This window comes from Rhizobium sp. 01N447_2 (genome assembly GCF_056399245.1).
In genome coordinates this window covers 38530-49561 of the sequence record NZ_JBFTQY010000005.1, presented here as the reverse complement: position 1 = coordinate 49561, position 11032 = coordinate 38530, and the positions used below count along the sequence as shown (strand labels likewise).

The following is an 11032-nucleotide window of genomic DNA, read 5'->3' as shown; positions in this document are numbered from 1 at the left end:
TTCATGATGGACCAGTTTTTGTGGAAAAGGAAGCGAATTGGCGGCTCCCCGATCGCGCATTCTTCGTCTTTGGGGTTGTGCCGTGCGTGGGCGCAAACTTCTGGAAACAGGTAAATATGCAGGATCTTCTCGTCGTCTACATCGCCTACGCAATCGCTGCAGGCAGTCCCGGACCAAGCAACATGGCCATCATGAATGTGGCGATGCGGCAGGGGCGGCGACCGGCGCTGGCTTTTGCCGCCGGGGTTATCACGATGTCGACATGCTGGGGGTTGGTCGTGGTCACCGGCATCTCGACACTCCTGGTCCGCTATGCTCATGCTCTGCTGCGTCTCAAGATCGGAGGCGGGCTGTACCTTCTCTGGCTCGCCTGGAGGGCGGCCCGCTCGGCAGCTACGTCGGATATGCCGGCAAGCGAGGTCGTTCGACCCGCCGCGCAACTCGCCACACTCTATCGTCGCGGCGTTCTGATGCATCTCGGCAATCCGAAGGCGGTTCTGGCCTGGGTCGCGATCATGTCGCTCGGCCTGAAGCCCGGCGCTTCGCCGGAGATGGCCGTCACAGCTTTCGGCGGCTGCGTGCTTCTCGGGATCTCGATATTTACCGGCTATGCCGTGCTCTTCTCGACGGCACCGATGGTGCGCGGCTATACCCGTGCGCGACGATGGATCGAGGGAAGTCTCGCCGTCTTCTTCGCGGGCGCCGGATCCCGCCTGCTGTTCTCACATTGACCAGATTTTCAGGAACGCATCATGTCTGTCGCCTCTCCGTTTCATGGCCTTTCGGCCTTTCCGCCAACTCCCGCGTATAGGGATGGCCGGGTCGACACCGAAGCTCTCTGCCGCCTGCTGGAACCCCTGTGCGATGTAGGCGTCGCTTCGATAGGCCTTCTTGGCAGCACCGGGATCTACGCCTTTCTCACATGCGCGGAGCGACGGCGAGCCGTCGAGGCCGCGGTCGAGTGCGTTCGTGGTCGTGTTCCGATCGTCGTCGGTGTCGGTGCTCTGAGGACAGACCACGCCCGGACCCTGGCGAGGGATGCGGAGGCCGCTGGTGCGGATGCGCTTCTGCTTGCGCCGGTGTCCTACACGCCGCTTACTCAGGAAGAGGCCTATCAGCATTTCCTTGCCGTCACGGATGCGGCGAAGCTGCCGCTTTGCATCTACAACAATCCCGGCACGACCCACTTCACCTTCAGCCGGGACCTTCTGCAGCGCCTGTCTGACATCGAGACGATCAGGGCGGTGAAGATGCCTCTGCCAGTTGACGGCGATTTCGCAGGCGAACTGGCGACATTGCGTGAGAAGACCAAGCTTGCGATCGGCTACAGCGGCGACTGGGGCGCTGCCGAAGCGCTGCTTTCAGGTGCCGACGCCTGGTACAGCGTCATCGGCGGCTTGCTTCCGCACGTAGCCTTTGCCCTGACCAAGGCCGCGATTGCAGGCGAGGATGGGGAAGTGCGTCGGCTCGACGGTCTTATCGAGCCGCTCTGGCAAACGTTCAAGGCGTTCGGAAGCCTTCGTGTGATCTATACGCTCATCGACCTTCTCTCACTCGCCAGGGCAGAGCTCCCACGCCCTCTCTTGCCGCTCGGACCGATGGACCGGCAAAGGGTGCTCGAGGCCGTCGAGCCTCTGATCGCACTGGAGAGCGAGTGGAAGGCTTATTCTTTATTGTAAAGGCTGCTCAGCGGTTTTTTCAGAATGCTTTCGCGCAGCGACGTGCCGGGGTCCCGGCGGGAGATCGCTGGCTGATCCGCCGGTGGTGCCGGCCGGGGAAAGACTGGCTCGTCGCGGCGCATCTCGCGGCGAAGCGCGTCCAGCCGGGGATCGATCGCGGGTGACGTGGCCGGGTCCAGCCGCGGCGTCTGCGGCAGCAGTTCGCGGCGGTAGGATTCGAGCGGCGCGGAGGCGGGCGGCGCGGCGGAAGAGGCGGGCGGCGTGTATGGCTTCGCGTCAAGATCCTCGTCGGCTGCGTCAGTCTCGTCGAAACCTGCCACGGACGCGGCATAGTTCTGCTGAAAATTCGAAATGTCGGGTCCGACCGTCACCGCCCGCATGCGGGTGACGATCTTGCGCAGATCGACCGTATCCGGATCTTCCTCGCTGTTTTTGCTGTTGGCGCTGCTCGCCTTCGGCAGGAGGTTTTCGTCGACGCGGGAAAAGCGCATGCGCATCGGCACACTGATCGCCTCGCCGAAAGCGATCGCCTCGCCGTTGCCGATCGAGGAGATGAAGCTCGTCGTCGAGATCGACGAATTCGGAATGGCCGAGCGGATGATTTCCTGGTCGCGGTCGTTGGCAAGGCGCATGGCAAAGAGTGTCGAACACTGCGACAAGATCGTCTGGTCGAGCTCGCCCGGCCGCTGGGTGATAATGCCGAGCGAGACGCCGTATTTGCGACCTTCCTTGGCGATGCGGGCGATCGCCTGGCGCGTCGGCACGAAGCCGAGGCTCGGATCGGAGGGGATATAGCGGTGAGCTTCCTCGCAGACGACGAGCATGTGGATGGCGCCGTCGCTCCACAGCGCCACCTCGAAGGCCATACGGCAGAGCACGGAGGCGACCGAATTGACGACCTCGGAGGGAATGCCCGCAAGCTGGAAGGTGCAGATCGGCCGGTTTTCGCCGGGGATGCGGAAGATCTGCGCGATGGTTTCGGTGATCGTGTCGCTGATCGTATTGTTGGAGAACATGAAGTGATAGCGCGGATCGTTGATCGCAGCGATAAGGCGCATCTTCAGCGACCGCAGGAAGGGCTTTTCCGAGCGGCCTTCCAGGCGGCCGATGCGCTCGTCGATCAGCGCCAGTAGATCGGCCATGCGGTAGGGAACCGGCGTGTCGGCGGTGATCGAACTCTTTTCCGTCGTGCGGCGCACCAGCGAGTTGTCGCTGCCGCGGAAGGCGCGCTTGGCCTCCGGCAGGATATCGCGCAACATGTCAAGCTCTTCGGGCACCGGCGGGCGGCCGCGAAACACGACCTCGGCAAATTCCTCCAGCCGCATCAGCCAGAAGGGCAGGTCGAGCGTATCGGTATCGATTGTGACGGCGTGCTCGGGAAAGGCGGCGGCGAATTCATTATGCGGATCGAGGATCAGGACGCGCAGCTTCGGATCCGCCGCGATTGCCTTGTGCAGGAGCAGCGACACGGCCGTCGACTTGCCGACGCCGGTGGAGCCGACGACGGCGAAATGCTTGGAGAGCATCGTGGGGATATGGATCGCCGCATCGATGCTTTCGTCCTGCGTCAGCTTGCCAATGACGGCGGTTGTACCTTCGCCGGCATCGTAGATGCGCATCAGGTCGGCGGATCGGATGCGGTGGGCGATGGCGCCGAGATAGGGATAACGCGAGATGCCGGTCGAGAATTCCTCGCGCCCGTCCTCGTCGACACGGACTTCGCCAAGCAGCTCGGTCTCGATCTTGAAAATATTGTCTTCGCCTTCGCCCCAGGCATGGCTGCCGGTGTTCATCTGATAGACGAGCGCGACGACGCGGTTGCGGCCGACGCTGATCGAAATCAACCGCCCCACGGACCAGAGTTCGGTCAGGTCGGTGCCGCCCTGTTCGGCAACGGCGGCAATCGTCGCCCGCGAACCGCTGCATGCGACGACGCGGCCGAGAAAGCGATTTCCCGGCGCATGGCCATCGCGGCGATCATGCTCGCCTGCCTTGCCAGGCGTGCGCAAGTCGTTGTTGAGCAAAGGGCTACTCCCTGCGGTAGCGTAGAAGAATAAAGTCGATCCTTTAACAAATCCTTCATCCTATCGATTTTCGGGGATGCAGGCGTGGGGCAGTTTTTTATTGCGGCATGCGTTGACGCTGCGAAATTTTCTGTCTATCACTTCCGACCATGAAAATCGCAACGGCTCTTATCGTGGTGGGAAAGCGCATGGGCAGGATGGTGTAACCATCCGGCGATAGCCACCCATGCGCTAGATGACAGGCTCCTCAGGGGCCTTTTTTTATGCCCGAAATTCGGGCTTCCGGCCACAAACGCAATCCCAGCATCAAACGGAACAGACAGATGAGCACGGACAATCAGGCGGCAGGCAATCGGATGACGGGAGCGGAGATCGTTCTCAAGGCGCTGAAGGACAACGGTGTCGAACATATTTTCGGCTATCCGGGCGGCGCGGTCCTGCCGATCTACGACGAGATCTTCCAGCAGGAGGATGTCAAGCACATCCTCGTCCGCCACGAGCAGGGGGCAGGCCATGCGGCCGAAGGTTACGCCCGCTCCACCGGCAAGGTCGGCGTCATGCTGGTGACCTCGGGTCCGGGCGCTACCAATGCGGTCACGCCGCTGCAGGACGCGCTGATGGATTCGATCCCGCTCGTCTGCCTGACCGGACAGGTTCCGACCCCACTGATCGGCTCCGACGCCTTCCAGGAATGCGATACGGTCGGCATCACCCGGCCCTGCACCAAGCACAACTGGCTGGTCAAGGATGTCAACCAGCTTGCCGCCGTCATTCACGAGGCCTTCCGCATCGCCCAGTCCGGCCGTCCGGGCCCCGTCGTCGTCGATATTCCGAAAGACGTGCAGTTTGCGACCGGCACCTACACACCGCCCGCCGATTACGCGATCCAGAAGAGCTACCAGCCGAAGATCCAGGGCGACCTCAACCAGATCCATGCCGCGATCGAACTGATGGCGAATGCGCGCCGTCCGATCATCTATTCCGGCGGAGGCGTCATCAATTCCGGCCCCGAGGCTTCCAAGCTGCTGCGCGAGCTGGTCGAGCTCACCGATTTCCCGATCACCTCGACGCTGATGGGCCTCGGCGCCTATCCTGCTTCAGGCAAGAACTGGCTGAAGATGCTCGGCATGCACGGCTCCTACGAGGCCAACATGGCGATGCACGACTGCGATGTCATGGTCTGCATCGGCGCCCGCTTCGACGACCGCATCACCGGCCGTCTCAATGCCTTTTCGCCGAATTCGAAGAAGATCCATATCGATATCGATCCGTCCTCGATCAACAAGAACGTCCGTGTTGATATCGGCATCCGCGGCGATGTCGGCCATGTCCTCGAAGACATGGTCCGCCTGTGGCGGGCGCTGCCGAAGAAGCCGGAGAAGGGTCGCCTGGAAGACTGGTGGACCGATATCGCCCGCTGGCGCGCGCGCAACTCCTTCGCCTATACGAAGAGCAGCGACGTCATCATGCCGCAATATGCGCTGGAGCGGCTCTTTGCGCATACCAAGGATCGCGACACCTACATCACCACCGAAGTCGGCCAGCACCAGATGTGGGCGGCGCAGTTCTTCGGTTTCGAGCAGCCGAACCGCTGGATGACCTCGGGCGGTCTCGGCACGATGGGTTACGGCCTGCCGGCAGCGCTCGGGGTGCAGATCGCCCACCCCGACAGCCTCGTCATCGACATTGCCGGCGACGCCTCGATCCAGATGTGCATCCAGGAAATGTCGGCAGCGATCCAGCACGATGCGCCGATCAAGATCTTCATCATGAACAACCAGTATATGGGCATGGTGCGCCAGTGGCAGCAGCTGCTTCACGGCAACCGCCTGTCGAATTCCTATACCGAGGCGATGCCCGACTTCGTCAAGCTGGCGGAAGCCTATGGCGCCGTCGGCCTGCGCTGCGAAAAGCCGGATGCGCTCGACGACACCATTCTGGAGATGATCGAGGTCAGAAAGCCTGTCATCTTCGATTGCCGCGTCGCCAATCTCGCCAATTGCTTCCCGATGATCCCCTCGGGCAAGGCCCATAACGAAATGCYGCTGCCGGACGAAGCCACCGACGAAGCGGTCGCCAATGCGATCGATGCCAAGGGTCGCGCGCTCGTCTGACATTTTTAATTTGCGCATAATCCTTTCCGAAAATCGTTTCCGATTTTCGGGGTTATGCGGCAGGAAAGAGGAAACTCAGGACCATGAACGCTCACCTACAGCCCACGGGCTCCGCTTACTTCATCTCGCCGGAAACGGCGGCCGTCGAAAGCCACACGCTTTCGGTTCTCGTCGACAACGAGCCGGGGGTTCTTGCCCGGGTCATCGGCCTATTTTCCGGCCGCGGCTACAATATCGAGAGCCTGACGGTCTCCGAGACCGAGCATCAGGCGCATCTTTCCCGCATCACCGTCGTCACACGCGGCACGCCGCAGGTGCTGGAACAGATCAAGGCGCAGCTCGAGCGCATCGTGCCGGTGCATCGCGTCGTCGACCTGACGGTGCGTGCCCGCGAGCTCGGCCAGGACCGGCCGATCGAGCGCGAGGTGGCGCTGGTCAAGGTGATCGGCGAGGGCGAGATGCGTGCCGAGACGCTGCGCCTTGCCGATGCCTTCCATGCCAAGGTAGTGGATGCGACGGTCGGTCACTTCATTCTGGAGATCACCGGCAAATCGTCGAAGATCGATCAATTCGTGGCGATCATGAAGCCGCTTGGCCTCATCGAGGTGTGCCGTACCGGGATTGCGGCGATGAACCGCGGCGTGCAGGGCATGTAAAGATACAGCCCGGGCATGTAAGATCACAGCCCGGGCATGTAAGATTACAGCCCGGGCATGTAAGATTACAGCCGGGCATCTAAGCCCGATGCTGATAATTGGGAAAGCCGCTGAAGGTCAGAGCATCTCCAGCGGTTTTTTCTTTGTGGGCGGCGGAAAGGCGGCGTCGAGGGCATCCCAGTCGTCGTCGGTGATATCAAGCGAGACGCAGTCGCGGTTCTCCGCCGCGCGTTCGGCATTCGAGGTCTTCGGGATGACGATGACGCCGTCGCGTTCCAGCAGGAAGGCGAGCGCCAGTTGGGCAGGTGTTGCCTGATAGGCCTTGGCGATGTGGATCAGCTCGGGATGGTGCAGGATATTTCCCTGTTCGATCGGCGAATAGGCCATGACGGGAATGCCGCGGCTCTGGCACCAGGGCAGCAAATCGAATTCGATGCCGCGGCGGGAGAGATTGTAGAGCACCTGGTTGGCGGCGACATTGGCGCCATCGGGCACTCTAAGCAATTCCTCCATATCGTCGGTGTCGAAGTTGGAGACGCCCCAGGCGCCGATCTTGCCCGATGCCTTCAACGTTTCGAAGGCCGCGACAGTCTCAGTGAGCGGATAGTTGCCGCGCCAGTGCAGCAGATAGAGATCGATACGATCGGTGCCGAGCCGTTCGAGACTGCGCTCGCAGGCTTCGATCGTGCCTTTCAGGCTGGCATTCCAGGGATAGACTTTGCTGACGATGAAGACTTCGTCGCGCCGCCCCCTGATCGCCTGGCCGACGATCTCTTCAGCGCCACCGTCGCCGTACATTTCGGCGGTGTCGATCAGCGTCATGCCGAGATCGATGCCGGCCTTGAGGCTTTCGATTTCGGCCTTGGCATGGCCGGCATCCTCGCCCATGGCCCAGGTGCCCTGGCCGAGCGCCGGCACCTCAGTGCCGTTCGGAAATGTGATCGATGGAATCGGGTCGTTCTGCATGGGTTTCTTCCTACAGCGCCGCGCGTCCTTGAGACGGACGCTGTAGCACTTTGAATGGCTGCATGATTTTATCCTTAAATCGATGGCGATTTAGGGAATTATGCAGTCGGCAAGAGATTGGGCCGGGTCTCCATCTTTCAAGTAATCCTGTCACCATGACAATGATGCAATGGTATCGGCGGTTTAGGACAGTTATCCTGACCTAAATAAACGGGCCGCGGAAAAGCTGGCTTCGGGAGGTCGCATGCCGCTGGATACATTTCTCGCCCTCGTTCTGTTCGCCTTCACGACCTCGATCACGCCGGGGCCGAATAATATGATGCTCTTCGCATCGGGCGTGAATTTCGGCTTCCGCAGGACGATCCCGCATATGTTCGGCATCGGCGTCGGTTTCTTCTCACTGCTCATCGGCGTCGGCCTTGGGCTCGGCGCGCTGCTGCACACGGTGCCTATGGTCTATACGGCGCTGAAATTTGCGGGCGGTGCCTATCTCGTCTGGATCGCCTGGAAGATCGCCTCGTCGCGCTCACTCAGCGAAGGCAGGAGCGGCGTCGAGCCGATGTCCTTCTTCGCGGCGGCCGCCTTCCAGTGGGTCAACCCGAAAGCCTGGGTGATGGCGGTCACCGCGATGGCGACCTATACCAGTCCGCAACTCTACCTCGTGAGCGTGCTGATCGTCGGTCTCGCCTTCGCGGCGGTCAATGTGCCCAGCGTTTCGACATGGGCAGGCTTCGGCTCGGCGCTGAGGGAGTGGCTTTCCGATCCGGTGCGGCTGAAATGGTTCAATATCAGCATGGCGACACTCTTGGTGCTAAGCCTCTGGCCGATGCTAAAATAGAGCGATCGACGGCTTCGTTAGCATCAGCCAGAGAATGCCGATGACGGCTGAGAAGGCCGGAAAGCCGCAGGCGAACCAGATGCGGTAGAGGCTGAAATAGGCCGGCGGCAGGGCTTTTCCCGCCGCCGCTGCGGCCCGGGCGAGATCGCGCAGCCGGATCTGGATCCAGACGACCGGCAGCCAGAACAGGCCGGTCACGACATAAAGCAGCAGCGACAGCGCAATCCATCCCTCCGACAGGTCCCAGCCGATCGACCGGGCCAACAGATAGCCGGTTGCCGGCTGGAGAAGGGCTGCGGTGGCGGTGAAGATCGTGTCAGCGATGACAACCGTGCTGGCGACATGGGCGATCAACCGGGGATCGCGCGTCCGGTGTGCCATCACCATGAAGAAGGCGATGCCGGCGCCGGTGCCGAAGAGCACCGTCGCGCCGATGACATGGGCAAGCAGCAGCCATTGCTCAAGCATCAGCGTTCATCCAGGGTGGCAAGTGCGGTGAGTGTCAGCAGGATCGACGGCAGCACCTTGACGAGGGGACCGAGCGGATCGAGCCAGAGTGCAGGTTCGAGCAGGCTGGCGCCGGCAAGATAGGTGAACGACACGGCCAGCATGCCGAGAAGGGCACGTTGCGCCAGCGGGCGAAGGAGGACGGCAGCACCGAGAGCGATGTCGATCAGGCAGGTTGCAAGCGTCAGCGCTGTTGCCGCGGCCTCAGGCATGAACGGCAGGAAGTGCGCGGACGTCTTCTCCAGCGCCAGCAGCGGGATCAAACCTGAGAGCAGCCAGAAAACGGACAGGCCAGATATGACGAGCGGCTTCAGAAGATACAGCCTGGCAAACCAGAGATCCTGTACGCCGGACGGATTGGCCGCGAGCGTTGCTCGGGCCGAGAGAGTCGGCAGGCCTGACGGTGTCGCGCGATCTATGCTGATACCTTCGGACATAACGGTTATGGCGGTGGAGCGCAGCGGCGAGCGCCAGCCGAGATGACCGGCCATATCCGCAAGCCATGTGACCGGCCTTGCAAGAATGGACGGAAGGGAAATGACTGGTGCATCCGGCAGGCCGAGCCAGGCGCGGTGGAGTTTGACGAGGCTCGCGAGCGAGTGCCGTTCCTCGGCCGCCAGTTCGATATCGCTGCCGGAGGGCAGCGTACCGGAGATTGCGGCTGAGACTCCGGCGGCGACATCTTCGACGGCGACGGTTTCGACCGGGCTGTCGGCGTGGACGAACGGCAGGACGAGGGGGAAKGCAGCGAGGGAACGCAGCAGCGCCGTACCGCCATGGGCGTTTCGGCCAAGCACTAGCGCCGGGCGCAGGATCACGTAGGGAATGCCGCTTGCGGCAAGCGCCAGATCGGCGGCGCGCTTGGTCGCCAGAAAGGGCCGGTCACGACCGGCGCCGTCGGTGCGCGCCGATATCTGTATGATCAACTTCAAGCCGGCCATGCGCGCTGCTCCCTGCAGCGCGATCATCGCCCGTTCCTGCGTGGCGGCAAGGTCGTCAGACAGGCCGTCTTGCAAGGCGCCAGCGCTGTTGACGACAATCTGTTGGCCTTCAAGCACCGTCGCCCAGTCGGCCGCGTCGGTCATCTTATCCAGATTTGCGCTGATCCAGCGGATGCCGGGCTGGCGGAAGCGCGCCCGGCCGGGATTGCGGCCAAGCCCGGTGATGACATGGCCGTCCTCTAGCAATCTTGCGGCGACCGCTGAACCGATAAAGCCTGTAGCACCGAGAATGAGGATATTCATAAGGAGGAGGTTATCGAAAAATCGGAGACGGTGTCTTTGAGGTCAGGAGTTGTCGTCATGCGCGGCAAGGACAATAACCCGTCTTGACCCTGATGCCTCAAGGAATTTTACGCGGATCGATTTTTGCCATGGGAACTGCGCATTCGGTCACGACCTGCGCTGCCAGTAGCGGGTCTATCCTTTGCTCGTCGATCGCGAAAGCAAGCTCGATTGCCATGCCGATCGCCAGCGGCCGCCGCCGGACCGGGACATGGTTCATGTCCAGAATCTGCCGGACGATCGGCCAGAGGCGCCTGACATAGCTGATGGGCAGGGCGCCGGGCTGATCGTCATCCGCCAGCCGTGGCCTGCCGAACTGCTGATCGCCGATGGTGGCCGCGACATGGCGAAACGTACTGAGGACCGTCTCTTGCGGCAGGACCGCGCCCTGGTTTCTAGCGGCGCCATAGGTCAGCGCCAGCAGAGAATCATGGCCTTCCAGCAGAAAAGCATTCGGCAGATTGCCGGCGTAGTAGCGAGATCCATCCCTTGTTTCCACGATGACTAGATCGGCGCCGTCGCGGCATTGTCCTGCTTCAGCAACATCGAGGGCGGCAATAACACAGGAAAATCCACCGATCGCTCCGAGCGCCGCCAGCAGATCGATCATCCGAAAACGGCCGTCTTCGGCGATTTCCTGATGAATCCGGTGGAGGAGGGCGCGGGCCACGAGCCTCGGGCCTTGCAAGGGATTGCCGGCTTCGCTCCGGCGCGGATCGTCCCGCACAGCGCTTTGCGCACGGGTCTTCATTTCCTCTGCGTGAGGCGAGGAGGCGGAGGCGGGCGGAGTGGTTCTTCGGCCGAATGTCGGAGTTTTCATGGCATGCAATCTGAAGATGAAGCCATTAACGTTTGGCTATATCGGCGGCGCGAAGGACGGCTTGCTTAACCAATCCCTATTCGTCTGGCCGCATCTTTACGAGAAACGCACTTGGCGGCCATCCGGCCAGCACCTAAGATCGAGC

The 11032-nt window shown here is 61.8% G+C and carries 10 protein-coding genes; 5 read left to right on the top strand and 5 right to left on the bottom strand.

What is annotated here, in order from left to right; genetic code table 11:
• Positions 1-116: 116 nt before the first annotated feature.
• Both AC1ECN_RS04660 and AC1ECN_RS04655 read left to right on the top strand, forming a co-directional pair.
• A complete protein-coding gene (locus AC1ECN_RS04660) occupies positions 117-731 on the top strand; it encodes a LysE family translocator (protein WP_130672872.1) in 615 nt (204 codons plus the stop codon).
• Between the two features lie 21 nt (positions 732-752).
• Entirely contained in the window at positions 753-1679 is a 927-nt protein-coding gene (locus tag AC1ECN_RS04655; RefSeq protein ID WP_130661928.1) for a dihydrodipicolinate synthase family protein, read from the top strand.
• Here AC1ECN_RS04655 and AC1ECN_RS04650 read toward each other — a convergent pair.
• Positions 1664-3703: an ATP-binding protein gene (locus AC1ECN_RS04650; RefSeq protein ID WP_130672871.1), complete on the bottom strand. Its 2040-nt coding sequence runs from the start codon at positions 3701-3703 to the stop codon at positions 1664-1666. The genes AC1ECN_RS04655 and AC1ECN_RS04650 overlap by 16 nt on opposite strands.
• A 323-nt stretch (positions 3704-4026) precedes the next feature.
• Here AC1ECN_RS04650 and AC1ECN_RS04645 point away from each other — a divergent pair, with 323 nt between their 5' ends.
• Positions 4027-5817 carry an acetolactate synthase 3 large subunit gene (locus AC1ECN_RS04645; RefSeq protein ID WP_477952304.1) on the top strand — a complete coding sequence of 597 codons (1791 nt, stop codon included), beginning with the start codon at positions 4027-4029 and terminating at the stop codon, positions 5815-5817.
• Between the two features lie 83 nt (positions 5818-5900).
• Positions 5901-6473, top strand: coding sequence for an acetolactate synthase small subunit (ilvN, locus tag AC1ECN_RS04640; protein ID WP_003560902.1), 573 nt, complete (start codon positions 5901-5903; stop codon positions 6471-6473).
• Positions 6474-6590: 117 nt separating this feature from the next.
• Here ilvN and AC1ECN_RS04635 read toward each other — a convergent pair whose 3' ends face one another.
• Positions 6591-7439 carry an aldo/keto reductase gene (locus AC1ECN_RS04635; RefSeq protein ID WP_018074199.1) on the bottom strand — a complete coding sequence of 283 codons (849 nt, stop codon included), beginning with the start codon at positions 7437-7439 and terminating at the stop codon, positions 6591-6593.
• 244 nt (positions 7440-7683) lie between these two features.
• Here AC1ECN_RS04635 and AC1ECN_RS04630 point away from each other — a divergent pair, with 244 nt between their 5' ends.
• Positions 7684-8277 (top strand): LysE family translocator, encoded by a 594-nt coding sequence (locus tag AC1ECN_RS04630; RefSeq protein ID WP_130661925.1) that lies wholly within the window; start codon positions 7684-7686, stop codon positions 8275-8277.
• Here the strand turns inward: AC1ECN_RS04630 and AC1ECN_RS04625 are convergent.
• The 3 genes from AC1ECN_RS04625 to AC1ECN_RS04615 all read right to left on the bottom strand — a co-directional run bounded on the left by AC1ECN_RS04625 (position 8269) and on the right by AC1ECN_RS04615 (position 10818).
• The gene (locus AC1ECN_RS04625) at positions 8269-8745 is read right to left on the bottom strand and encodes a DUF2269 family protein (protein WP_024320821.1); all 477 of its coding nucleotides are present in this window, start codon (positions 8743-8745) and stop codon (positions 8269-8271) included. The two genes, AC1ECN_RS04630 and AC1ECN_RS04625, sit on opposite strands and share 9 nt — an antisense overlap.
• The gene (locus AC1ECN_RS04620; protein WP_130661924.1) at positions 8745-10028 is read right to left on the bottom strand and encodes an SDR family oxidoreductase; all 1284 of its coding nucleotides are present in this window, start codon (positions 10026-10028) and stop codon (positions 8745-8747) included. The genes AC1ECN_RS04625 and AC1ECN_RS04620 overlap by 1 nt, the downstream gene beginning before the upstream one ends.
• A 97-nt stretch (positions 10029-10125) precedes the next feature.
• A complete protein-coding gene (locus AC1ECN_RS04615; RefSeq protein WP_024320823.1) occupies positions 10126-10818 on the bottom strand; it encodes a hypothetical protein in 693 nt (230 codons plus the stop codon).
• Positions 10819-11032: the final 214 nt, after the last annotated feature.